Origin of the sequence: Aeromicrobium sp. Leaf245 (genome assembly GCF_942548115.1) — a bacterium.
Taxonomy (GTDB): Bacteria; Actinomycetota; Actinomycetes; order Propionibacteriales; family Nocardioidaceae; genus Aeromicrobium.
Map to the genome: position 1 here is coordinate 137326 of NZ_OW824151.1, position 23600 is coordinate 160925.

A 23600-nucleotide genomic window follows, 5' to 3' on the forward strand; every position below is an offset into this window, starting at 1 on the left:
CCACCGCAGGGCGACCGCAGCGAGGTCAGCGGGCGATCGGGGCCGTGCCGGAGGTCAGCGGGGTCGCCTTGTGGGCCTTCCACGCGGCGTCGCCGACCTCGGCGACGATGGTCACGAGCGCACCCACCACGATGCCGAGGTTCACGTACTCGAGCACCTGCGAGCTCATGCCCACGGCGTCGACGAAGGCGGGGTTGAACAGCGACTCGTCCCACGCCAGCCAGGCGACCGGCAGGGCGAACGCGGCGGACACGACGGCCATCGCACCCACGAGCGGCCACGTCCAGCGGCCGACCCGGTAGCGCCACACCTCGAGCGCGATGTTCAGCACGAGCACCCCGATGAGGAACGGCAGCCAGCCGGACCACAGGTCGGGGTCGAGCACCGCGACGTCGTCGCCGTCAGGGCCCTGTACCCAGCTGCGGAAGTTCTGGCCGATCAGCACCATGATGAAGAAGGCGATGAACACGATCGACGCCACCGTGTCGACCAGGGAGACGTCGCGCTCCTGCGGCGCCTCGGGCAGGGAGTCGACGGTCCAGCCCGGCAGGCCGGGGTCGATGTCGACCCGCTCGAGGATCGCGAACGTGAGGGTCGTCCAGAAGGCCACGTGCAGCGCCACCTGGATCCCAGCCGCCACGCCGTCGCCGATCGCGGACGCCGCGTCGGGCTCGGTGATCAGGCTGACCGCCGCCACCACGACCGCGACCGTCGCCGGGATCCAGGCCAGCAGCCTGAGCAGCAGGCGCCAGTAGGTGAGGAAGTAGCGCGGGCCGATCAGGTGCAGCGGTCGGTCGGCGTACTGCGCGGCGAGCAGGCCCGGGTCGCCGAGCTCGGTGAGCACACCACGCTCCGCGCCGGCCTCGGGCTCGCCGGCGTCCGTGCGCGCCTCGACCATGTCGGCGATCGACGCTCGCAGCTCGCGGCCGATGTCGTCGCGTCGGTCCTCGGGCACCGAGCGCAGCACGGCGTGCACGTAGCGGTCGGTCAGGGTGGTCGTCTGGGTGGTCATGGCAGATGCCCTTCCGTGAGGGACTCGATGGAGGTGCGTACGGCGTCGAGGTCGGCCAGCAGCGCGGCGAGGAGCTGCTCGCCGTCGCGGCTCGTCCGGTAGACCTTGCGGGGCCGGGACTCGGTGGTGTCCCACTCGCTCGTCAGCAGGCCCTGGTCCTCGAGACGCCGCAGCAGCGGGTAGAGCGTGTTGGCGTCGACGCTGAAGCCGGCGTCGGCGAGGGTCTGCAGCAGGCCGTAGCCGTAGCCGGGCTCGCGCAGGGCGGCGAGGCTGGCCACCACGACGGTGCCGCGGCGCAGCTCCTGCAGGTGGGTGCGGAGGTGGTCGGCCCGGGTCATGCCGTCACATTACTGTGTGACACACAGTATGTCTAGATCACACATCATCGTGCTTCGGACGGCTGCCGGTGAGCGATGCGGGAGAATGCCGGACGTGGACCTCGACGACCTCGCCGCGCGCGTCACCCGCCTGGCCGACGCCGCTGCGGGACCCCGCGTGCTGGTCGGCGTCGTCGGCGCCCCGGGCAGCGGCAAGTCCACGCTCGCGAAGCGGCTGGCCAACCGGCTCACCGCCGACGGCTGGCCGGCCGTGCGCGTGCCGATGGACGGCTTCCACCTGGCCGACCTCGCCCTCGCCGAACGCCGCCTGCTCGACCGCAAGGGCGCTCCGGAGACGTTCGACGCGCACGGCTACCTGAACCTGCTCCGACGCCTGCGCGCCGAGACCGGCAACGACGTGCTGGCCCCTGGCTTCGAGCGGGACCTCGAGCAGCCGATCGCCGCCTCGATCACCGTGGCACCGTCGCACCGTGTCGTCGTGACCGAGGGCAACTACCTGCTCGACGACGCCGACCCGTGGCCCGCGGTGCGCGCCGAGCTGGACGAGGTCTGGTTCGTCGACCTCGACGACGGTCGTCGTCGGTCGCGCCTCGTGGACCGCCACGTCAAGCACGGCAAGACCCGCGAGGCGGCACAGGCGTGGGTCGACGAGGTGGACGAGCCCAACGCGCGGCGGGTGCTGGCCCGGAGCGGGACTGCCGACCTCGTCGTCCCGTCGCCCTGACCGCTCAGCCGGGTGCGGTCCGACCAGGGAGCCCCGCCACGGTCGCCGCCCACTCGAGCGACGGACTCGTCCCGAGCGCGTGGCGTTGCGCGGGCCGGGTGGCGTGGTCGATCAGCAGGCGGCGCAGCACGTCGGTGCGGTCGCCCAGGTAGGCGGACGGGATCGGGATCGCACGACCGCTGCGGTCCGTGGTGTCCACGCACCACCACTCCCCTCGTCGCACTCGTTCGAGGCCGGGTGTCCGCTCGAGGCCGAGCGGGTCGACGATCTCGAGCGACTCCCACGACACCCGCGTGGACGCCGGCCCCCACACGTGCTCGACGCCCTCGGCCGTCAGGAACAGCCCACCCGCCTGCACCCCGCGCCGCGCCATCCAGAGGTTCGGCACGAGCAGGAGGACCACGAACCCCGCGCCCAGGAGCGTCCAGGCACTGCTGTCCCCGAGCACCCAGGCCACGCCCTCGCCGACCACCACGATCGAGAACGCCGCGACGACGGCCCACGGTCGCGCCAGGGCCCACCCCGGCCGGAGCCATGCGGTGGCGGGACGTCCGGAGGGAGCCGTGGCGAGCACCGGTCCGTCGTCGGCGTGCGGCGCACGGATCCACCGCCCCACCACGTCGACGGCCACCACCCAGCCGCTCCAGCACGCGAGGCCGAAGACCAGCGAGAGCAGCGGGCGTCCCATGGCCACGGTGACCGCCCAGACGACGGTGAAGAGCGACGAGAACAGCGTCGTGCCCAGCATCAGCAGCACCGCCCGCCAGGTGCGCCCGGCGTCGAGGGCGCGGCGGACGATGCCTGGCCCGTTGCGCGCACCCCAGGCGGCCGGTGCGACGAACTGCGCCATAGGTCGAGCCCCGTTCTCAGTCGAGCACGGCGCCGAGCCGGCCGAAGACGTCGCGCAGCACGTCGGGCGGGGTCGCGTACGTGAGGCGCGCGCGACCGTCACCGACACCGGACGAGCCGCCGAACGCGAGGCCGGAGGCGAGCGCGACGCGGGCCCGCTCGAGCAGCACGGCAGCAGGATCCGCGCCGAGGGCGTAGGGGCGCAGGTCGAGCCAAGCCGTGTAGGTGCCGGGGCCGGCGAGGAAGCCGGCGCGCGGGAGGTGCTCCGCCGCGAGGTCACCGAGCAGCGCCCGGTTCTCCGCGATGTCGGCGCGGAGGGCGTCGAGCCAGGGTCGGCCGTCGGTGAGCGCCGCGACGTGGGCAAGGGTGCCGAGATGGCTCGGACCGTGGCTCACGATCTCCGGCACCGAGGCGATCTCGTCGGCGGTGGCCGCACCCCCGGCCACCACGGCCGCCTTGGCGCCCGCGAGGTTGAAGGCCTTCGACGCCGACAGCACGGCATAGGCGTCATCGGTGCCGTCCACGGAGAGGTAGGGCACGAAGACGTCCCGCCCCGAGGTGGGGGCGAGGGGCGCGTGGATCTCGTCGACGACCACCCGGACCCGGTGCTCGTGCGCCAGCCGAGCAACGGTGCCCAGCTCCTCGGCGGTGTGCACGACGGCAGTGGGGTTGTGCGGGCTGCACATCAGGTAGGTGGCGCCGGGGCGCTGGGCGAACGTGGCGGCGAGCGCGCCGAGGTCGAGACGCCCGTCGTCGCCGAGCGGCACCTCCACCAGCGGTCGGCCCACGTGACCGACCGCGTCGAAGAACGGCTGGTAGACCGGCGGGTTCACGATGACCGGCACGTCGGCGGCGCCGGTGAGCCGCAGCACCTCCTCGATGCCGACCATCACGTCGGCGACGGCGAGCGTGCGTGCCGGGTCGAGCCCGGTCCAGCCCCAGCGGTCGGCGGCGAAGTCGGCGAGGGCCTCCGCGTACACGCGCGGCTGCGGGTAGCCGGTGTCGCCGCGGGTCACGGCGTCGCTCAGCGCACGCGCCACGGGCTCGGCGAGCGGCACGTCCATCTCGGCCACGAACATCGGGATGACGTCGGGGTCGTGCATCGTCCACTTGATGCTCGTGCGGCGGCGCAAGTCAGTCAGGGTCAGCTCGTGCAGCGGGTGCATGCGGCCAGCGTGCCACTCCCCCGGGACCTTGACACCCGGTCGGGGCTGGGGGACCGTCGGCTCGACCGAGCCGAGGGGGCACCGTGGCGCAGCACCGCCCGACGTCGACGGACCGCGGGCTCAGGCGCGGGTTCGCGCTCGCCTGGGTCTCCTGGGTCGCGGGCCTCGCGGCCTGGGCCTACGCCGTCGCCACCGGGTTCACCCTCGGCGGAGGGCTCAGTCCGGCGGAGGAGACGCGCGTCCTCGTGGGAGCCACCGTGGCGATCGGGCTGACCACCGTGCTGCCGGCCATGGGGCTCCTCGCGGCCCTGGTGAACCGACGCGTCGCCGCCGCCCTCGGACTGGGCGTCGCGGTGGCGCTGGCGCTCGTGCCCGTGCTGCTCATCGGCCCAGCCGTGGCGCGCGACTGGCGCGACCGCACGGCACCCGATCCGCCGTCGGGCGAGCCGAACGGCTGCGTGGCGTTCAGCGGCGGCTCGAACACCTGCCCCGGGGGCTGAGCCGGGGCCGTCGCGCTGTCTACCGTGGTCCCATGGACGACGTTCTCGGATCCTTGCTCACCGAGTCGGCAGCCCGCGAGGCCGTGGCGATCGCGCCGCTCATCGACGGGCACGACGACCTCGCCTGGGAGATGCGCGAGAGCGCCGGCTACTCCGTCGACGGGCTCGACCTGGACCGCGCGGCAGCGGGCGAGGACCCGGCGTTCCAGACCGACCTGGTCCGGCTGCGTCGCTCGGGGGTCGGCGGCCAGTTCTGGTCCGTCTACGCACCTTGCTCCCAGCGCGGGGCCGACGCCGTCACGTACACGCTCGAGCAGGTCGACTGGGTGCACCGGCTCGTCGCGCGCTACCCCGACCGGCTCGCGCTCTGCCGCACCGGCGACGACGTGCGCGAGTCGTGGGCCTCGGCCCGCCTGGCGTCGCTGCTCGGCGCCGAGGGCGGCCACAGCATCGACGGCTCCCTCGCCGTCCTGCGACAGCTCGCTGCTCTGGGCGTGCGCTACATGACCCTCACCCACAACGAGAACACCCCGTGGGCCGACTCCGCCACCGACGAGCCCGAGCACGGTGGCCTGACCGACTTCGGCCGCGACGTGGTGCGCGAGATGAACGCGCTCGGCATGCTCGTCGACCTGTCCCACGTGGCGGCCACGACGATGCACGACGCCCTCGACGTCACCACCGCGCCGGTGATCTTCAGCCACTCCTCGTGCCGGGCCGTCACCGACCACCCGCGCAACGTCCCCGACGACGTCCTCGAACGGCTCCCCGGCAACGGTGGCGTCCTCATGGTCACCTACGTGCCGCCGTTCGTGAACGCCGACTTCGGCGCCTGGTTCGCCCACCGTGAGGTCGACCCCACCGACGCCGGCCCCATGCCGCGGGTCACCGTCGACGACGTCGTCGCGCACGTGGAGCACGCCCGCGAGGTCGTCGGCGTCGACCACCTGGGACTCGGCGGCGACTACGACGGGTTCGAGCTCTTCCCCGAGGCGATGGGGGACGTGACCGGTCACGCGGTCCTGCTCGACGCGCTCGCTCGGCGCGGGTGGTCGGCCGACGACCTCGCCCGCCTCACCGGGAAGAACGTGCTGCGGGTGCTCGACGCGACGTCCTGAGTCGTCCCACCGAGCGCGTGGCAGACTCGACGTGAGCCAGGACACACCCGGCTCGGACGTCACGTCGGCCGGCACGTGGGGGGACACGATGGACCAGCGACTCAGCCAGACCGCAGGCAGCGCCGAGGTGCCGCTGCTGGAGACCACGATCGGCGCCGACCTCGCCGCCACCGTCGCGCGGGTGCCCGACGCCGAGGCACTCGTGGAGTGCGCCACCGGCCGACGCTGGACCTACCGCGAGCTGGCCGCCGACGTCGAGGTGGTGGCCCGCGGCCTCGCGTCGCTCGGCATCGAGAAGGGCGACCGGGTCGGCATCTGGGCACCGAACTGCGCGGAGTGGACCCTGGTGCAGTACGCCACGGCCCGGCTCGGCGTGGTGCTCGTGAACGTCAACCCCGCCTACCGCGCGCACGAGCTGGGCTACGTCGTCGGCCAGTCGGGCATGCGCGCGATCGTTGCCGTCCCCGAGCTCAAGGGCAGCTCGTTCGCCGACATGATCGACGAGGTCCGTCCCGACCACCCCGGCCTCACCGACGTGCTGCTCATCGGCACCCCTTCGTGGGACGCGCTGCTCGACGCCGGCCGCGCGAGCGACCTCGACGTCGACGCGATCGAGGCCACCCTCGACCCCACGGACCCGATCAACATCCAGTACACGTCGGGCACCACCGGCTTCCCCAAGGGCGCCACGCTCTCGCACTGCAACATCCTCAACAACGGCTTCGCCGTGGGCGAGCTGCTGCACTACACGTCCGACGACCGCATCGCCATCCCCGTGCCCTTCTACCACTGCTTCGGCATGGTGATGGGCAACCTGGCGGCCACCTCGCACGGCGCGACGATGGTGGTCCCGGCGCCGATGTTCGACCCCGCCGCCACCCTGCGCGCGGCCGCCGAGGAGCGGTGCACGTCGCTCTACGGCGTGCCCACGATGTTCATCGCGATGCTCGCCGACCCGTCCTTCGACGACCACGACCTGTCGGCCCTGCGCACCGGCATCATGGCCGGCTCGCCGTGCCCCGTGGAGGTCATGAAGCAGGTCATCCAGCGGATGGGAGCCGAGGAGGTCTCGATCTGCTACGGCATGACCGAGACGTCGCCGGTCTCCACGCAGACCCGCACCGACGACAGCGTCGAACGACGCGTGAGCACCGTCGGTCGGGTCCACCCGAACCTCGAGACGAAGGTGGTCGACCCGGCCACGGGCGAGGTCGTGCCACGCGGCACGGCCGGCGAGCTCTGCACGCGCGGGTACTCGGTGATGATCGGCTACTGGCAGGAGCCGGAGAAGACGGCCGAGGCCATCGACGCCGACGGCTGGATGCACACCGGGGACCTGGCCGTCATGGACGACGACGGCTACCTGAGCATCACCGGACGCATCAAGGACATGGTGATCCGTGGCGGCGAGAACATCTACCCGCGCGAGATCGAGGAGTTCCTGATCACGCATCCCGACGTCCTCGACGCCCAGGTCGTCGGCGTGCCCGACGCGAGGTACGGCGAGGAGCTCATGGCGTGGCTGCGCATGCGCGACGGCTCCGAGCCGCTCACCGTGGAGGCCGTCCGGGACTTCTGCACCGGACGCCTCGCGCACTACAAGGTGCCGCGCTACGTGCACGTGGTCGAGGAGTTCCCGATGACGGTCACCGGCAAGGTGCGCAAGGTGCAGATGCGCGAGGACGCCCGCGCACTGCTGGGCCTCTGACCCGTCACTCCTGCGACGTCGGCCGCACCCAGGTGTCGGCGTCGATGCCGTAGACCCAGCGACGGCCGGGCCACTCCGTGAGCGACCACAGCTGCCCACGCTGCGGCCACCACGTGATGTCCTCGGGCCCGGTGGGCAGCACGCCTCGGCGGCGCGTGAGGGCACCGGGCCGCCCGATCCACAGGTCGCCCGGGTTGTCCTCGCCCGCGCTCGCGGTGATCACCCACGTGCCGTCGACCAGGACGGCACCCTGCATGCGTGGCGCGACCGCGTCGTGCACCTCGATCGGCACGGCCGGCTCGGTCTCGCCCGAGCGCAGCAGGTGGGTGTCGCGGTCGAGCTCGTAGCGGACCATGCGATGGCTGCCGCCCTTGCGGCCGTACTCGCCGGCGACGAGGTGGTCGACGTCGCCCCGGCGGTCGAGCGACATGAACGAGTAGGTCATCGGTCGGACACCGGCGTCGGTGTCGGCGGCGTAGTGGGTCCGCTGGGGCAGCACGTACCGGTAGCCGCGGGTGCGCCACCGGTTGCGCACGCGGATCACGTCGTCGAGGGCGAAGACGCGGACGCCTCCGGAGCTGCCCGCCACGAACAGGTGGTCGCCGTACCAGACGATGCCCCCGGCGTGGACCCGCACGGGACGCAGCAGGTGCAGACCGAGCACCCGACGCGGTGCCACGAGCAGCACGTGCCGGTAGCGGGGCGCGGCGTCGTCGGCGTGGTCGATGACGGAGATGCGCGAGCCCAGCGTCAACCAGCCGAGGACGCCGTGCGCGTACCAGCTGACGACGACGACCGGGCGACCCTCGAAGGTGCCCGACTGCGGGTCGGGGCCGTAGGCGTCGGCCGACGTCGTGATGCCCTGCGGCCACCACCGCTGCGACGTCGCGTCGCGCTCCTCCCACTGCATGCCGCCGACCGCGGCCTCCCCCGGGACCTCGGCGCGGCTGCCCCGACGGTCGAGGTCGGCCAGGACGCCGCGGAGTCCGACGCGCCGGAACCGTCCGAAGAAGCGCTCGGAGAGACGCCGCGACGGCGGTGCCGGCACGAGTCGGTACGGGACGGGAGCCACCTCCTCACCGTAGGCGCTCGCGGCGACGTCGGCCGAGAACAGCGGTAGCGTCGAGACCCGGGACGGACGACGAGAGGACGACGTGCAGAAGGCCAGCTCACGCCTGCGTGCGGTTCCGTACACCCTCGGCCGAGTCGTCCTTGCCCTGCTCCTCGCGGTGGCGGCCCTGGGCCAGCTGGTGGCGTGGACGTCACCGTCGTGGTGGGTCCCGCTGCTGCAGTACTGGCCGGTGCAGTACGTCGTCCTCGCCACAGGCGTGTGGCGCGACGCACTCGGCGTGTGGAACGTCGTCCTCGTCGCGATCCTGCTCGGCCTGCTCCTGGCCATCGGTCGGGCCCGCGGCAGCGGCCTGCTGCGACCGGCCACCGTGGTGGCCGCGGCGGTGCTCGCGTCGTCGCTCGGCCTGTGGTCGTACCAGGTGGTCGACGCCAGGCAGGCGGGCGCGGACGTCGGGGTCTTCGCTCCTGTCGTCCCGTTCCTGAAGGGGACGGTCGCCCCCGATCGCAGCGTCACCGTCGGCACGGTCGACGGCACGGACCTCGACGCGGACCTCTACCTCCCCGACGGGACCGGCGACGGCGACGGTGTCCCGGTGGTCGTCTACGTGCACGGAGGCGGCTTCACGGGTGGCGCCCCGGCACCCAGCCCGTACTACCCGCCGCTGCTCGAGCGGGGCTATGCGGTGCTCGACGTCAGCTATCGCCTGGCCAGCCCCGAACGTCAGACGTGGGACACCGCCGTCGCCGACGTCGGCTGTGCACTCACGTGGGTCACCACCGAGGGTCCCGGCGTCGGCCTGGACCCCGAGCGGGTGGGCACCATGGGCGACTCCGCCGGGGGGCAGCTGGCGATCAACGCCGCCAACCTCGGAGCCCTCGAGGAGCTCGACCCGTCGTGCCGGACCCGCGGCGAGCTCCCGGAGGTCTCCGCGGTCGTCGCCGGCTACCCCGCGGTGGACGGTTCGGCCGCCTACGACCAGTCCGGGCTCGGCCGCGCCTACGGCGACCAGTACGTCGGCGGCCCGCCCGAGGAGTACCCCGAGCGGTACGCGCTCACCGACTCCGTGAACCATCTCGGCCGTGGCAACCCGCCGCTGCTGATCTACCAGGGCAGCGCGGACCACCTGATCCTGCCGGGGCCGGTGCGCGACTTCGCCCGCGCGTCGCAGGAGGCCGGCACCACCACGCGCTACGTCGAGCTGCCCGGCCAGGAGCACACGACCGGCGGCGGTCTCGGCACCCTGTCGTTCGGCGACCTCGTCGGCCGCGACCTGACGACGCAGTGGTTCGTCGAGCACCTCTGAGGTAGACGGGCCTCGGGAGCGTCGCGCCCTGCCCGCTGCCGGGCTTCGTCGGGCTGCGCCGGCGCGGGCGGTCGTGGGGCTCGGTCTCCGAGAGGGCCTCGACCGGGTGACTCCCAGCGCGTCGGCCGGGCCTGCGGGCCTCCGTCGCGCTGGTCCACCCCGAGCGGTGGATCCTCAACCGCAGCAACCCTTCTGGCGTTGAGGATCCACCACCCCACCCCGCCCGGACCCCCCATCGGTGGATCCTCAACCGCAGCGCCGCTCCTGAGGTTGAGGATCCACCGATGGGGGCGCGGCCGGCGGGCTCGGTCGCGCCGACGGCCCCTGCACCGTCGAGGCCTTTCGGAGAGCACGTCGACGACGAGCTGCGGCAGCGCAGCCCCACCCCGAGCCCGACCCACAGCAGCGCAGCCCCACCCCAGGCCCGACCGTCAGCAGCGCAGCCTCGCCGCCGAGCGCCTAGTGCCGAGTGCCCGCGCGACTCGCCCTACGCCGACCCGACCCCCGTGCGGATCCGCACCTCACGCTCCATGCGCTTCTCGTGGCGCGCGCGACCCTTCAGCGCCTCGGCCTCACGGCTCTTCGGCGGCGCCTTGGTCACCAGGCCGTCGAGGAGAGTGCGCGTGGCGGCCGCGATGTCGTCGATGGCCTGCTCGAACGCCTCGGCGTTCGCCTGCGAGGGTCTCGTCGACCCGCTGACCTTGCGCACGAACTGCAGGGCGGCCTCGCGCACCTCGTCGTCAGTGGTCGGCGGCTCGAAGTTGTGGAGCACGCGGATGTTGCGGCACATCCTCCGACGGTAGCCCCGGCGGGCGGGACGCGGAAGGTCCTCAGGCGCCGCGGCTCGGATCGGAGATGCGCAGCATGGTCTCGCTGAACAGGTCGATCTCGTCCTCGCGGGTGCGTCCGGTACCCGCACCGCCCAGCAGCGACATCAGCTCGCCGACGGCGCGGTCGACGCGCGACGTGAGCGCACCCTCGCCCTCGGCGCTCCAGTCGTGCGGCGACGCGAACACGCCGGTCGGCACGGGCACGGCCTGCAGGTAGGCCATGAGCGGACGCATGGCGTGCTCGACGGCCAGCGAGTGGCGCGCGGTGCCACCGGTGGCGCCGAGCAGCACCGGCTTGCCGATCAGCTGGTCGGGCTCGAGCACGTCGGCGAACGACTTGAAGAGTCCGCCGTAGGACGCCTGGAAGATCGGCGTGACGAAGCCGAGGGCGTCGGCCGCGCCCACCTGGTCGATCACGTGCTGCAGACGCGGCGACGCGAACCCGGTGAGCGTCGCGTCGACGACGTCATGGGCGAGCGGTCGCAGCTCGACGACCTCCACGGATGCACCCGGCTCGGCTCGACGGACGCCCGCGGCCATCTGGTCGGCGAGCAGCCGCGTGGTCGACGGCGAGCCGAGCCCGGCGGAGACGATGACGACGCGGGTCATGCGTGGGCTCCCGCGTCGAGGTCCCGCTCGGCCTCCGCCGCGTCTCGCGCCGCCACGCGCGACGCGTGGGTGGGCGCATCGGGGACGCCGGCCGGACGTCGCGCCTCGAACTCCGCACGCAGGGTGGGCAGCACCTCGCCGATCATGTCGATCTGGTGCAGCACCTCCTTCAGCGGCAGACCGGCGTGGTCGACGAGGAACAGCTGGCGCTGGTAGTCACCGAAGTAGTCGGCGAACGTCAGCGTCTTCTCGATGAACTCCTGCGGGCTGCCGACGGTGAGCGGCGTCTGCGCGGTGAAGTCCTCCAGGCTCGGGCCGTGGCCGTAGACCGGCGCCTTGTCGAAGTAGGGGCGGAACTCCCGCATCGCGTCCTGGCTGTTCTTGCGCATGAACACCTGGCCGCCGAGCCCGACGATCGCCTGCTCGGGCTCGCCGTGGCCGTAGTGGGCGAAGCGCTGCCGGTAGAAGTTGATCAGCCGGATGTAGTGCTCCTTGGGCCAGAAGATGTTGTTGGCGAAGTAGCCGTCGCCGTAGTACGCGGCCAGCTCGGCCACCTCGGGCGTGCGGATGGACGCGTGCCACACCATCGGCGGCACGCCGTCGAGCGGGCGGGGCGTGGCCGTGAAGCCGCGCAGCGGCGTGCGGAACTGGCCCTCCCAGTCCACGACGTCCTCGTCCCACAGCCGTCGCAGCAGCTGGTAGTTCTCGACCGTCAGCTCCACCGCGCGCGTCGGGTCCTGCCCGAACCAGGAGTAGACGGGGGCGGAGTTGCCGCGCCCGAGCATGAGGTCGACGCGCCCGTCGGACAGGTGCTGCAGGACCGCGTAGTCCTCGGCCAGCTTGACCGGGTCGTTCGTGGTGATCTGCGCGATGGCCGTGGAGAAGACGATCCGCTCGGTCTGCGCGGCCATGTAGGCCATGAGCGTCGTCGGCGAGGTGGTGACGAACGGCGGGTTGTGCTGCTGCCCGCTCGCGAAGACGTCGAGCCCGACCTCCTCGGTCTTCCTCGCGATCTCCACCAGCGCCTTGAGGCGCGCGTTCTCGGTGGGCGTCGTGCCGTCGGTCGGGTCCTGCGTGACGTCACCGACGGTGAAGATGCCGAACTGCATGCTGCTCATGGGAGCCTCCTTGCCTCGATACTCCCATCAACTAGTTCAACCTTCAACTTGTTCCCGGTCACGCCGTGCCTGAGATCCCCAGGTCGACCTGGGAATCTCAGGCACGCGGCGGCGGCGGTGGCGTCACCCAGCGCGGGTCAGGCGGGCGCGGGGGCCTCGACCACGGGCGGCTCGGGCACCTCGGCGCAGTCCTCGGCGATCTGCTTCTGCGTCGCGAGGTCGGCCTTCGCGGTGTTCCAGGCCGCCTTGAGCGTCGCGCGGTCGGCCTTGACCTGGCGCTGGAGCGTCGCGAAGGACGCCCGCTGCGCGCGTGCGGCCTCCTTGGCCTCCACCCGCGCCGTCGCCCGCGCCGCCTTCGCTGCATCACGCAGCGCGGGGTCCTTCGCGGCGGCCGCCGTCAGACGGCCGGCCTTCCTGGCCGCCGCACGCGCCTCGGCGGTCTCGTCGACCTTGACCTGCTTCACGAGCGCCTTCATGGCGGTCCGCGTGTGGGTGACGTACGCCTTCTGCGCTGCGCGCGCGTCGGCCTCGGCCTTCGTGAGCGCGGCCTGGACGACGGCCGGGTCGCAGCTCGAGCTGCGTCGTCGGCACTGGCCGGCGCCGTCGCGCCGGCCACGCCGATGAGCGTGATGACGGCCGCCGCACACGTGCGGCCGATGATGGTGGTGTTCACGGTTCTCCCTCCCGTGGTGGACATGACCACGTCACTGTGACACCGGTCGCACCCCTTCGGACCGGGAACGACGGAAGTAGGAATCACCTCCGAGGACGGCGCCTCGGCGAGGTCCGTCCGACCCGCCCGTTCCCATCACCTGATGGGAATCGCGAGCTCACCCTGGTCCTCCCCCACTCACCATGGAGGGTCCTCCATGGAGAGTGGGGGATTCCCATCAGGTGATGGGAATCGAGGGACGGGTGGGGCGGAGGCGGACCGCTACGAGCGGCCGTGCTCGGCGAGGAGCAGCTGGTACCGACCGCCGGCGGCGATCATGTCCTGCGTCCGGTCGTTGAGGACCTCTCCCTGCAGCACGAGGTCCTTCGCCCGGACGGTGACGGTGGCCGCCCGCCAGTCGACCTCCATCTCGTCCCAGCGCTCGACCGACGTCGAGATGCCCGGCACGGTCAGCAGCGGCATGCCGTTGCTGACCTCGCCGCGCCAGAAGCCCGGCGAGAAGGACTCCGCGACCACGCCGACGATGCCCTCGTTGCGCATCGCCGTCATCGCCACGTAGTGCGGGTGCCCGTAGCCGAAGTTCCGTCCTCCCACGAGCCAGTCGCCCTCGCGCACCTTGTCGGTGAAGTCCTCCTCGTACGCCTTCATGCAGACGCTGTGCAGGTGCTCCGGGTCGGTGTACTTGATGTTCTGCACGCCGATCATCAGGTCGATGTCGTGGTCGTCGCCGAAGATCCAGGCCACGCGACCGGTCAGCACGTCGGGCAGCACCTGCGGCGCGGCCGTCGTCGCGGTCACGGGTTCACCACCTCGCGCGGGTCGGTGAGCCGACCGGTCAGCGCGCTCGCCGCGACGGTCGTCGCCGAGCCCATGTAGATGTCGGCGTCGGGGCTGCCCATGCGACCGGAGATGTTCAGCACCCCGGTCGACACGCAGGCCTCGCCGGCCTCGAGCGGCTTCGCGTAGCCGAAGCAGAAGTCGCAGGTGGACTCCACGACGTGGGCGCCGGCGGAACGCAGCGTGTCCAGCAGACCCTCGGACTCGGCCTGCTCGTAGATGCGACGCGACGTCGGCACGACGTTGAGCTCCACACCGTGCGCCACCTTCTCGCCCTTGAGGATCCCGGCCGCGGCCCGGATGTCCTCGATGCGGCCGCTCGCGCAGGAGCCGATGAAGGCGCGCTGGATCTTCTGCCCGTGCACCTCCGCCACGTCGCGGGTGTTCGACGCACGCGCCGACCCCGGCATGACGATCTGCGGGCTCAGGGCGTCGAGGTCGATGTCGTAGCGGGCCGTGTACTCGGCGTCGGGGTCGCTGTAGAGCGGCTCGAAGTCGCGCTGGGCGACCTTGCGGCTGTACTCGAGGCTCATCTCGTCGGGGTTGAAGATCGCCGACACCCCGCCGGCGAACATCGCCATGCCGCACAGGGCCTGGCGCTGGCCGAGGGCCATCGACTCCGCACCCGGGCCGGTGTACTCCATGACCTGGAAGGCCACGCCGTCCGCGCCGATGTCGGAGATGATCCGGTGGATCAGGTCACGACTCTCCACGCCGGGCGCGAAGGACCCGGTCAGGTGGAAGCGCGTGCTGGCCGGGACGTCCAGGTGGATGCCGCCGGTGACCCAGCCCTCGAGCAGGTCGCGGCGCACGCCCATGCCGAGCGCACCGAACGCGCCGAGGCTGGAGATGTGGCCGTCGAAGTGGATGAGGAACGACCCGGGCATCGCGTAGCCCAGCTCGGCGGCCACCTGGTGGCCGATGCCCTCGCCCTCGTGGAAGTGCACGCCGTTCTCGTGCGCCCAGTCGCGGGTGACCTGGTGGACCTCGGCCTCGCGCTCGTTCTTGTTGGTGAGCATGTGGTCGATGAACAGGACGTACCGGTCGGGCTCGGCGACCTTCGTGACCCCGAAGTCCTCGCGCATCTGCTTGAAGAAGCGGTCGGTGTACCCCGGGAAGTCGTACGCGATCATGTAGTCGGGGCGGACGGGGTAGTTCTCGCCGGGGGTCACCGCGTCGCGGTCGCCGACGCGGGCCAGGATCTTCTGCGTGATGGTCTGTCCCATGGTCACGCCTCCTCGAGGGTCTCGGGCATGTACAGGGACTGCTTGTGCAGGACCTCGTCGAAGCCGATGAGCTTCAGGAAGTCGGCGTGCTCCATGTAGTCGCGGCTGACGTCGGCCGGCGGCTCGCCCGCCGACAGGCGCTCGAGCGACGCGCGGGTGGCGGTCGTGGCCGCGAGCAGGATCTGCGTCGGGAGCAGCGCGAGGCCGACGCCGATCTCGCGCAGCACCTCGCTCGTGAACTGCTCGGCCGTCCACGTCCACGCGGTGAGCGAGCACATGAGCGGCACACCCACCTCGGCGTGCAGACGGGCCCACGACTCGGCGTCGGGGAAGCCCTTGGAGATGGGCATGATCATCTCGGCGCCGGCCTCCACGTAGGCGACGGCGCGACGGATGGCGTCGTCACCGATGCCGTCGGTGCGCCCGATGAGGACGAGCTCGTCGCCCACCTCGTCGCGCACGGCGCGGACCTTGCCCGCCGCCTCCTTGGCGGGGAGCAGCGTCGGTGCGCCGCTCGTGGCCGCGGGGCAGCGCTTGGGCGCCAGCTGGTCCTCCATGAAGACCGCGGACACGCCCGCGTCCGCGAACATGCGTGCGGTGCGGGCGGCGTTGACGGCGTTGCCGTAGCCGGTGTCGATGTCGGCGACGACCGGGAGGCGCGAGGCGCCGCGGATGCGACGTACGGCGTCGAGGTTCTCCGACATGGAGTACATCTCGGCGTCGGGCAGGCCGAGGGACGCCGAGATGGCGAACCCCGACGCGCAGAGCGCCGTGAAGCCGCTCTGCTCGGCGATCCGGGCGGTCAGGCCGTCCCAGACGCCGGGGGCGTAGACCAGCCCGTCGGCGAGCTGGCTCCTGAAGTGGTTCGTCATCGTGCTTCCTTCCTTCGTGTCACCGAGGCGCGGGCGCCCCGAGGCGCTCGGAGAGCGCCGCGCAGGCTTCGCGCACGGCGGTGACGATGTGGTCGAGGCGGTCCGGGCCGAAGCCCTGGGCGGCGCCTCCGAGGCTGAGGGTGCAGCTGAGGGCACCGGTGGGACCGAACACGGGCGCGCTCACGACGGCGACGCCGTTGTTGAGGTCCTCGTCGGCGAAGACGTAGCCCTGCTCGCGGATGCGGGCGAACTTCGTCTCCAGGGCGTCGCGCGTGACGTCGGTCTTGTCGGTGTAGCGCTTGCGTGGTGCGGAGAGCACCCGTTCGCGGATGGTGTCGTCCCAGGCCGCCATGACGGTGGGCCCGCCGGCCACGTGGTACGGCAGCACGGTGCCGAGGGTGACCGTGTTGACCTTCAGGGGGCTCTCGCCCTCGACCATCTCGACGACCACGGCCCCCTCGTCCGAGGGCACCAGCAGGAACGCGGTGTCGCCGAAGTGGCCCGCGAGCGACCGCAGGTGGGGCAGCGCCTCGTTGCGGATGCTGAACTGGCGCTGCGACGCGTGCGCGAGCTTGAGCATGCGGATGCTGAGCCGGTAGCCGTCGCGAGGACCGCGCTCGACCCAGCCGGCCATCTGCAGCGACGACAGGAGCCGGTGCACGGTCGTCTTGCCGATGCCGGTCGCCGCGGCGATCTCCCCGAGGCTGTACTCGCTGTCGCCGCCGCCGAGCACCTCGACGACGTTGCACGACTTGATGACCGACGCGACGTAGTTGCGAGGGTCCACCTCGTCGGCGCTGCCCGCCGGTCCCGTGACGTCCTTCATCCGAGGTACGCCTTCTGGATGTCCTCGCTGTGCGCCAGCTTCTCCGGCGTGCCGGACATGTGCACCTCGCCGCGCTGCAGCAGGTACGCGTGGTCGGCCACCTCGAGCGCCCGCGTGGCGTCCTGCTCGATGAGCAGGATGCTCTGGCCCTCGGCGTGCAGGGCCGCGATGGCGCCGTAGATGACGTCGATGACCGACGGGGCCAGACCCATGGACGGCTCGTCGAGCAGGAGCACCTGCGGGTCGGTCATGAGCGCACGGCCCATGGCGAGCATCTGCTGCTCGCCGCCGCTCATGGAGCCGGCCTGCTGCGTCCGGCGCTCGGCCAGCCGCGGGAAGAGCTCGTAGACGCGGTCGAGCAGCTCGGGTCGGGACCGTCCGGAGAAGGTGCTGAGCGCGAGGTTCTCGGCCACGGTGAGCGGCGAGACGACGTGCCGACCCTCGGGGACGAGCGCCAGGCCCAGCCGCGTGATGCGGTGCAGCGGCAGCTTCTGGACGGGCTTGCCGTCGAGGACGATGTCGCCGGTCTTCTCGCGGTGCACACCCGCGATGGATCGGACCAACGTCGACTTGCCGGCGCCGTTGGCGCCGAGGACGGCCACGAGGTTCCCCTCGGGGACCTCCAGGCTGACGTCACGGACGGCGCGGATCGCTCCGTAGCTCGCGCAGAGCCGGGATACCTGAAGCATCGTTCTCCTTTCCGAAGTAGGCCTTCTGGACGGCGGGGTCGTCGACGCACTCCTGCGGGGTGCCGTGCGACAGCACCTCGCCGAAGCTCATGACGTAGGCGGCGTCGCAGTAGTCGAGGATCAGCCGCATGTTGTGCTCGACGACGAGCACCGTGAGGCCCTGGTCGCGGACCGAGCGGATGAGCTCACCGACCGCCACGGACTCCTCGCGGTTCATGCCCGCCGTCGGCTCGTCGAGGAGCACCAGGCGCGGGTCGGTGGCGAGAGCACGAGCGATCTCCACCCGTCGCTGCGTGCCGTAGGGCAGCGTCTCGGCCAGCTCACGCCGTTCCGTCACGCCTACCCGGGTGAGGAGGGCGTCGGCGCGCTCGAGGCACTCGCGCCGCTCCCGCCGCTCGCCCGGCCACATCACGAGGCTGGACAGCGACGACGCCTTCCGCGACGCGTACATGCCCGCCACCACCTGCTCCAGGACGCTGAAGCCGCTGAGCAGCCGCACGTTCTGGTAGGTGCGGGTGATGCCGCGTCGGCTGATCTGGTGCGGCGCCAGGCCCGCCATCTCGTCGCCCTCGAAGAGGACCGAGCCCTCGTCCGGCGTGTAGAAGCCGGTCACCAGGTTCACGAGGCTGGTCTTGCCGGCGCCGTTGGGACCCATGAGCCCCATGACGGTGCCCTGCGGCACGACCATGTCGACACCGTTGACGGCGGTCACGCCGCCGAACCGCTTGGTCAGTCCCTCGATGGTCAGCAGTGCGTCGCTCATCGGGCCACCTCCGGCTCGGGCTCGGCCACGGGCGTGTCGTCGGTCCGACGCAGCCGCCGGACCCACTGGCGTCGCGGGTCGATGAGACCGCGCGGCATGAAGACCATGATCAGCACCAGCAGGGCACCGGTCATGAGCTCGTCGACCCCGTCGACGTAGGAGCGCACCACCTCGGGCAGGCCGACGAAGACGATCGCGCCCACGATGGGTCCGGCCCAGTGGTAGGTGCCGCCGAGGACCATCGCCGCGACCATGGTGAAGGCCAGCGTGATGAAGAACGTGTCCGGGCCGATGTACTGGAGCAGGTTGGCCAGCACCACCCCGGCCATGCCCGCCACGAGTCCGCTCGCCGCGAACGCGACCGCGCGGACGGTGAACGGGTTGACGCCGAGGGCCGCGGCGACCGCTGCGTCCTCGCGGACCGCGTGGGCGGCCATGCCGTACCGCGAGCGGCGCAGGCGGGCGAGGGCGTAGCAGACGATCGCGACCAGGACGACGACCGTGATCAGGTCGATCTTGCGGGTCACGCCCGTGCCGACGCTGCCGCCGGTGTACTCCTCGGCCGAGAGCACCACGACGCGGGTGATGAGCACCAGCGCCACCGTGGCCATCGCCATCCAGTGGCTCTCCAGCTTGAGCAGGAGCACCGACAGGATCGCGGCGACCGCCAGGCCGAGGCCGGCGCCGACGAGGAGCTGGACGACGATGCCCGCGCCCATGTGCAGGTCGAGGTACGCGGCGCTGAAGCCGCCGACCGCGCCGAACGAGGCGCCGGCGAGGCTGAACACGCCCGCCCACATCGCGATCCAGCTGCCGAGCGCGAACAGCGCGTTGGCCATCGCGAACTCGACGACGGTCCGGTACTGGTCCCAGAGGCCGCCCATCATGCCCTCACGGTCTGCATCGCGGTGGCGGAGCCGAACAGGCCCCGCGGCCGGAACACCAGGAAGGCGAGCAGCAGCCCGAAGGTCACCGCGTCGCGCAGGCTGCCCGACACGTACTGCGCGGTCAGCACCTCGGCGACGCCGATCAGCAGCCCGCCGAGCACCGTGCCGCGCACGTCGCCGAAGCCACCGATGATGACCGCCGCGAAGCCCTTGAGGAGCAGCGCCTCGCCCAGCATGAAGTTCACGGTGCTCGTGTTGAGACCCATCGTGATGCCGGCCAGGCCGGCGACCGCTCCGGAGAGGAAGGCGGTCGTGGCCACGATGAGCACGGGGTTGACCCCACCCAGCGAGGCCGCCATGGGCGAGTGGCCCACGGCCCGCATCGCAGCGCCGACCTTCGTGCGGTGCAGCAGGGCGTAGAGGCCGATGCCGACGACCGCGACGGCCACCAGGCTCACCAGCTGGGTGCGCCCCAGGGTGAGGCCGAGGAAGCTGATCGAGCCGCTCGGGGCCGCGTCGGGCGAGAAGCGCGACGTCGTGGCGCCCGTGACCATCCGGGCGAGCGCGAGGAGGAAGATCCACACACCGATGCTCGTGATGAGCGCCGGCAGCAGGTCCCCCCCTCGTCGCCGGATGGGTTGGAAGGCGACGAAGTCGACCACCACGGCCAGGAGGCCCGAGACGAGCACCCCGGCGATGAGCGCCGGCCAGAAGCCGATGCCCGCGTCGTTGACGAGGAAGAGCACCGTGAGGGCTCCCCAGGTCGCGAAGGTCCCGTGGGCGGCGTTGAGCACGCCGAGGGTGGCGAGCATGAGGCCGAAGCCGACGCCGAAGACGGCGTACACGGAGCCGAGCGCCAGCCCGTTCAGGATCTGCTGTGCCAGGACGTCCATGTCATCGCCTCCTCTCCTGGTCGTGGTGGTCGTGGATCACGCGCCCGCGCCCTTCCAGAGCTGCGGGACGCCGGCGTCGTCGATCTGCACGATCTGGAAGTCCTCGCTCGTGCCCTGCCCGTTCTCGAAGGTCAGCGGGCCCCACGGGGACTCCAGCTCGGAGATGGCGGCCAGCGACTTCGCGACGGCAGCGGCGTCGGCGCCGTCACCGGCGTCGGCCGCGCCCTTGGCGGCGTACTTGACCGCGACGTAGCCCTGCGAGGCGAACAGGTCCGGCGTCTCGTCGTACTTCTCCTCGTAGGCCTTCGTGAACTCCTGCGCAGAAGCGTTCTCGCTCGCCGGCGTGTACTCCACGGAGTAGTAGGTGTCGGCCAGGGTCTCGCCGAAGGACTTGAGCAGCGGGCCCGTCGCGACGGCGTTGTTGGCGAGGATGACGCCCTCGTAGCCCTTCTCGCGCAGGGCCTTGGTGATCGTGGCCGCGGCCTCGCCGAGCGTGTAGACGGTCACCATGTCGGCGTCCTTGGACAGGATCTCGGTCACGGCACCGCTGAAGTCGGTGTCGGCGACGAGCGTCTTGACCGTGCCCAGGTCCTCGGCACCGGCCTCCTCCGTCGAGCTGCGGGCGGCCTCGCTCTGCGCGACCAGGCCGTCGTTGTCGCTGGCGGTCACGTGCACGGCGCTCTCGATGCCGAGCTCCTCGACGAGCTGGGCCGCGACCGGCGCGATGCCCTGCTGCGGCAGCAGCGCGGGACGGAGCACGTAGGGCGGGTCCTCCAGGTCGGGGGTGGTGGCGCCGTAGACGACCAGCGGCACCTTCTTCTGCGTGGCGAGCGGCTTCATCGCGCCGGCCACGGCGCTGGAGATGCAGCAGACGACCTCGCTGACACCCTCCTGGCCGGTGAGCTTGTTGAACGCGGTGATGCTCTTGGCCGGGTCCTCCGAGCCCTCCTCGACGACGAGCTCGACCCCCTCCAGCTCGGCGGCGAGCTCGGCACCCTTGAGGTAGGACGAGCCGGCGAAGGCGAACGGGCCCTGCTCGGCGGCGATGAGCCCGACCTTCACGTCGGAGTCGGAGCCGGCGCCGTCGGAGGAGCCGCAGGCGGTGAGGGCTGTCGCTGTGACCAGCGTCAGGGACAGTGCCGCCAGTCGGCGAGCGAGGGGGGTGATCGTCATGGCCATCCTTCTGTAGGTTCCGTATTGCGGAACGCGTACCGCTATCCGGATGACGTTATGGATGTGACCTGGCTCATGTCAAGACCTTCCTCGACATTGGTCGGACGTCCTTGCATCGGCCGTCCAGTCGATCCGCCCGGCTTCGCGATTCCCATCACCTGATGGGAATCGAGGGACGGTGGGGCGCGACCGAGCACGCAGACCCCCCGGTCGACCGGAGGATCCGTCAGCGGCGGGCGGCGAAGAAGTCGCGCAGGAGGGCGGAGGACTCGTCGGCCAGCAGCCCCGACGCGACCTCGGGGCGATGGTTGAGCCGACGGTCGCGCACGACGTCCCACAGGGAGCCGACGGCTCCCGCCTTGTCGTCCCACGCGCCGAGGACGAGGCGGGCGACACGGGAGGAGACGACCGCGCCCGCGCACATGGTGCACGGCTCGAGCGTCACGACGAGCGTGCAGCCGTCGAGGCGCCAGGTACCCAGCGTCGCGGCCGCCGCGCGCAGGGCCACGAGCTCCGCGTGGCCGAGCGGGTCCTCGTCGCGCTCGCGCGTGTTGAGGCCCTCGCCCACCACACGACCGCCCGGGTCGAGCACCACGGCCCCCACCGGGACGTCACCCGACACGAGCGCCTCCCGCGCGAGCTCGAGGGCGCGACGCATCGCGGTCTCGTCGTCCCACGACGCGGCTGGCTCGGTCACTCCCTGATCGTCCCAGACTGCGGGCCGCGCCGGCACGCACGATTCTGCCTTCGCGGGGTAGACGTCGAAGGATGCTGCGTCGACGACGGGATCCCGCCACGAACGCAGCATCCTTCGAGCCCGGGTGCTCGGACGCCGAACCTTGCGTCGTCCGCGCAGCAACGCAGAACCTTGCGTCGCCCCGGGGCTGGCCGGCGTCAGATCCCGTCGGCCAGGCGGTAGTACGCCGCGTTCCAGCGCAGCTCCTGCAGGAACCGGTGCGGCGTCGTGTGGGCGTCGATGTGCACGAGCTCGGTGCGCAGGATCTCCGCGAGGTCCTGGAACGCCTCGATGCCGACGGCCGTGGTGAGCACCGTGTGGTGCGGACCGCCCGACATGAGCCACGCCTCTGCCGCCGTGGGCAGGTTCGGGTGCGCCTGCCACACGGCGCACGCCACCGGCAGGTTCGGCAGCGGCTCGTCCGGAGCCACGAGAGTGACGTCGTTGGCGGTCAGGCGGAACCGGTCGCCCAGGTCGGCCAGGCCGACGACCACGGCCTCGCCCGGGTCGGCGACGAAGCGCAGACGCACCGGGTCCTCGCGGTTGCCCATGCTCAGGGGGTGCGCCTCGGCCGACGGCCGCTGCGAGCTGATGGTCGGGCAGACCTCGAGCATGTGCGCGCCCAGGGACTTCTGGTTCCCCGGCTCGAGGTGGTACGTGTAGTCCTCCATGAAGGAGGTGCCGCCGGGCAGCCCGGCCGTCATCGTCTTGGTGGTGCGCACCAGCACCGACGTCTTCCAGTCGCCTTCGCCGCCGAAGCCGTAGCCGTCGGCCATGAGCCGCTGCACCGCGATGCCCGGCAGCTGACGCAGGCCGCCGAGGTCCTCGAAGTTCGTGGTGAACGCGCCGTACCCGCCGTCCTCGAGGAACCGGCGCAGGCCGACCTCGATCTGGGCGGCGTCGCTCAGGAGGTGGTGCCGCTCGCCACCGGCGCGCAGGTCGGCGGCGACGTCGTAGAGGTCCTCGTACTCGGCGACCACCTTGTCGACGGCACCCGGCTCCACCGCGTCGACCACGTCGACGAGGTCGTTGACGCCGAACGTGTTGACCGAGACGCCGAAGCGGCGCTGCGCCTCGACCTTGTCGCCCTCGGTGACCGCGACGTCGCGCATGTTGTCGCCGAAGCGAGCCAGCCGCAGGCTGCGCAGGTCGCGCGCCGCCGTGGCCGCACGCGCCCAGGTGGCGATCCGCTCGCCGACCGCCGGGTCGCTCACGTGACCGGCGATGGTCTTGCGCGCGACACCGAGCCGGGTCTGGACGAAGCCGAACTCCCGGTCGCCGTGGGCGGCCTGGTTGAGGTTCATGAAGTCCATGTCGATCGTGGACCACGGGATGTCGCGGTGCCACTGCGTGTGCAGGTGCAGGAACGGCTTCTGCAGCGCGTCGAGGCCCTGGATCCACATCTTGGCCGGGGAGAACGTGTGCATCCAGCCGATGAGGCCCACGCACGCGTCGTCGGCATTGGCCTCCAGCACCACGCGCCGGATGGCGTCCGCGGTGGTGAGCACCGGCTTCCAGACCACCGGGACGGGGATCCGGTCGTCGCCGTCGACCATGGCCGCGACCTCGCGCGACTGCTCGGCCACCTGCGCCAGCGTCTCGTCGCCGTAGAGGGACTGGCTCCCGGTGAGGAACCAGACCTCACGGGCCTCCTGCTTGCTCATGCGTGATCTCCCTC

The 23600-nt window shown here is 71.8% G+C and carries 25 protein-coding genes; 5 read left to right on the forward strand and 20 right to left on the reverse strand.

Annotated features, from left to right (window positions below; translation table 11 throughout):
- Positions 1-25 precede the first annotated feature (25 nt).
- The gene (locus NBW76_RS00685; RefSeq protein ID WP_056551972.1) at positions 26-1012 is read right to left on the reverse strand and encodes a permease prefix domain 1-containing protein; all 987 of its coding nucleotides are present in this window, start codon (positions 1010-1012) and stop codon (positions 26-28) included.
- Positions 1009-1350 carry a PadR family transcriptional regulator gene (locus tag NBW76_RS00690; protein WP_056551975.1) on the reverse strand — a complete coding sequence of 114 codons (342 nt, stop codon included), beginning with the start codon at positions 1348-1350 and terminating at the stop codon, positions 1009-1011. The genes NBW76_RS00685 and NBW76_RS00690 overlap by 4 nt, the downstream gene beginning before the upstream one ends.
- 94 nt (positions 1351-1444) lie before the next feature.
- Between NBW76_RS00690 and NBW76_RS00695 the strand changes: the two genes are divergently transcribed.
- Entirely contained in the window at positions 1445-2074 is a 630-nt protein-coding gene (locus tag NBW76_RS00695; RefSeq protein ID WP_235492842.1) for a nucleoside/nucleotide kinase family protein, read from the forward strand.
- A 4-nt stretch (positions 2075-2078) separates the two neighbouring features.
- Here the strand turns inward: NBW76_RS00695 and NBW76_RS00700 are convergent, their stop codons facing one another.
- Both NBW76_RS00700 and NBW76_RS00705 read right to left on the reverse strand, forming a co-directional pair.
- Positions 2079-2924: a hypothetical protein gene (locus NBW76_RS00700; RefSeq protein WP_056551980.1), complete on the reverse strand. Its 846-nt coding sequence runs from the start codon at positions 2922-2924 to the stop codon at positions 2079-2081.
- 16 nt (positions 2925-2940) lie between these two features.
- Positions 2941-4089 (reverse strand): MalY/PatB family protein, encoded by a 1149-nt coding sequence (locus NBW76_RS00705; RefSeq protein ID WP_056551983.1) that lies wholly within the window; start codon positions 4087-4089, stop codon positions 2941-2943.
- Positions 4090-4172: 83 nt separating this feature from the next.
- On the opposite strand from NBW76_RS00705, the gene NBW76_RS00710 reads away from it, so the two are divergent.
- From NBW76_RS00710 to NBW76_RS00720, 3 genes are read left to right on the forward strand one after another with little or no spacing between them, the layout of a single operon-like run.
- Positions 4173-4589 carry a hypothetical protein gene (locus NBW76_RS00710; RefSeq protein WP_056551986.1) on the forward strand — a complete coding sequence of 139 codons (417 nt, stop codon included), beginning with the start codon at positions 4173-4175 and terminating at the stop codon, positions 4587-4589.
- Between the two features lie 32 nt (positions 4590-4621).
- Positions 4622-5707 carry a dipeptidase gene (locus NBW76_RS00715; RefSeq protein WP_082481015.1) on the forward strand — a complete coding sequence of 362 codons (1086 nt, stop codon included), beginning with the start codon at positions 4622-4624 and terminating at the stop codon, positions 5705-5707.
- A 31-nt stretch (positions 5708-5738) separates the two neighbouring features.
- Positions 5739-7415: an AMP-binding protein gene (locus tag NBW76_RS00720; RefSeq protein ID WP_304438616.1), complete on the forward strand. Its 1677-nt coding sequence runs from the start codon at positions 5739-5741 to the stop codon at positions 7413-7415.
- A gap of 4 nt (positions 7416-7419) precedes the next feature.
- On the opposite strand, the gene NBW76_RS00725 is transcribed toward NBW76_RS00720, so the two are convergent.
- Complete coding sequence (locus NBW76_RS00725; protein ID WP_055961360.1) at positions 7420-8487, reverse strand: hypothetical protein; 1068 nt, start codon at positions 8485-8487, stop codon at positions 7420-7422.
- Positions 8488-8569: 82 nt separating this feature from the next.
- Here NBW76_RS00725 and NBW76_RS00730 point away from each other — a divergent pair, with 82 nt between their 5' ends.
- Positions 8570-9790, forward strand: a complete 1221-nt coding sequence (locus NBW76_RS00730) for a S9 family peptidase (protein WP_082481018.1) — start codon at positions 8570-8572, stop codon at positions 9788-9790.
- A 487-nt stretch (positions 9791-10277) separates the two neighbouring features.
- Here NBW76_RS00730 and NBW76_RS00735 read toward each other — a convergent pair whose 3' ends face one another.
- From NBW76_RS00735 to araA, 15 genes are all read right to left on the reverse strand, one after another.
- On the reverse strand, positions 10278-10580 hold the full coding sequence (locus NBW76_RS00735; protein ID WP_056551995.1) for a DUF2277 domain-containing protein: 303 nt from the start codon (positions 10578-10580) through the stop codon (positions 10278-10280).
- 40 nt (positions 10581-10620) lie between these two features.
- Positions 10621-11229 carry a CE1759 family FMN reductase gene (locus tag NBW76_RS00740; protein WP_056551998.1) on the reverse strand — a complete coding sequence of 203 codons (609 nt, stop codon included), beginning with the start codon at positions 11227-11229 and terminating at the stop codon, positions 10621-10623.
- Positions 11226-12338 (reverse strand): LLM class flavin-dependent oxidoreductase, encoded by a 1113-nt coding sequence (locus tag NBW76_RS00745; protein WP_055965995.1) that lies wholly within the window; start codon positions 12336-12338, stop codon positions 11226-11228. Before NBW76_RS00745 ends, NBW76_RS00740 begins: the two co-directional genes overlap by 4 nt.
- A gap of 146 nt (positions 12339-12484) precedes the next feature.
- Positions 12485-12994: a hypothetical protein gene (locus NBW76_RS00750; RefSeq protein ID WP_156364631.1), complete on the reverse strand. Its 510-nt coding sequence runs from the start codon at positions 12992-12994 to the stop codon at positions 12485-12487.
- A gap of 287 nt (positions 12995-13281) precedes the next feature.
- On the reverse strand, positions 13282-13818 hold the full coding sequence (locus tag NBW76_RS00755) for a hypothetical protein (protein ID WP_200914449.1): 537 nt from the start codon (positions 13816-13818) through the stop codon (positions 13282-13284).
- Complete coding sequence (locus tag NBW76_RS00760; protein ID WP_200931180.1) at positions 13815-15083, reverse strand: aconitase family protein; 1269 nt, start codon at positions 15081-15083, stop codon at positions 13815-13817. The genes NBW76_RS00755 and NBW76_RS00760 overlap by 4 nt, the downstream gene beginning before the upstream one ends.
- A gap of 2 nt (positions 15084-15085) precedes the next feature.
- Positions 15086-15955 carry an oxaloacetate decarboxylase gene (locus tag NBW76_RS00765; RefSeq protein WP_056552004.1) on the reverse strand — a complete coding sequence of 290 codons (870 nt, stop codon included), beginning with the start codon at positions 15953-15955 and terminating at the stop codon, positions 15086-15088.
- A gap of 19 nt (positions 15956-15974) precedes the next feature.
- Entirely contained in the window at positions 15975-16781 is an 807-nt protein-coding gene (locus NBW76_RS00770; protein ID WP_055961378.1) for an IclR family transcriptional regulator, read from the reverse strand.
- On the reverse strand, positions 16778-17470 hold the full coding sequence (locus NBW76_RS00775; protein WP_055961381.1) for an ABC transporter ATP-binding protein: 693 nt from the start codon (positions 17468-17470) through the stop codon (positions 16778-16780). The genes NBW76_RS00770 and NBW76_RS00775 overlap by 4 nt, the downstream gene beginning before the upstream one ends.
- Positions 17415-18233 (reverse strand): ABC transporter ATP-binding protein, encoded by an 819-nt coding sequence (locus NBW76_RS00780; RefSeq protein WP_055961384.1) that lies wholly within the window; start codon positions 18231-18233, stop codon positions 17415-17417. Before NBW76_RS00780 ends, NBW76_RS00775 begins: the two co-directional genes overlap by 56 nt.
- On the reverse strand, positions 18230-19120 hold the full coding sequence (locus tag NBW76_RS00785) for a branched-chain amino acid ABC transporter permease (RefSeq protein WP_082481031.1): 891 nt from the start codon (positions 19118-19120) through the stop codon (positions 18230-18232). The genes NBW76_RS00780 and NBW76_RS00785 overlap by 4 nt, the downstream gene beginning before the upstream one ends.
- The gene (locus NBW76_RS00790; RefSeq protein ID WP_055961390.1) at positions 19117-20013 is read right to left on the reverse strand and encodes a branched-chain amino acid ABC transporter permease; all 897 of its coding nucleotides are present in this window, start codon (positions 20011-20013) and stop codon (positions 19117-19119) included. Before NBW76_RS00790 ends, NBW76_RS00785 begins: the two co-directional genes overlap by 4 nt.
- Before the next feature lie 36 nt (positions 20014-20049).
- On the reverse strand, positions 20050-21186 hold the full coding sequence (locus NBW76_RS00795) for an ABC transporter substrate-binding protein (protein ID WP_056552007.1): 1137 nt from the start codon (positions 21184-21186) through the stop codon (positions 20050-20052).
- Between the two features lie 226 nt (positions 21187-21412).
- Positions 21413-21883, reverse strand: coding sequence for a tRNA adenosine(34) deaminase TadA (tadA, locus tag NBW76_RS00800; RefSeq protein WP_255353956.1), 471 nt, complete (start codon positions 21881-21883; stop codon positions 21413-21415).
- Between the two features lie 197 nt (positions 21884-22080).
- A complete protein-coding gene (gene araA / locus NBW76_RS00805) occupies positions 22081-23586 on the reverse strand; it encodes an L-arabinose isomerase (protein WP_056552010.1) in 1506 nt (501 codons plus the stop codon).
- Positions 23587-23600: the final 14 nt, after the last annotated feature.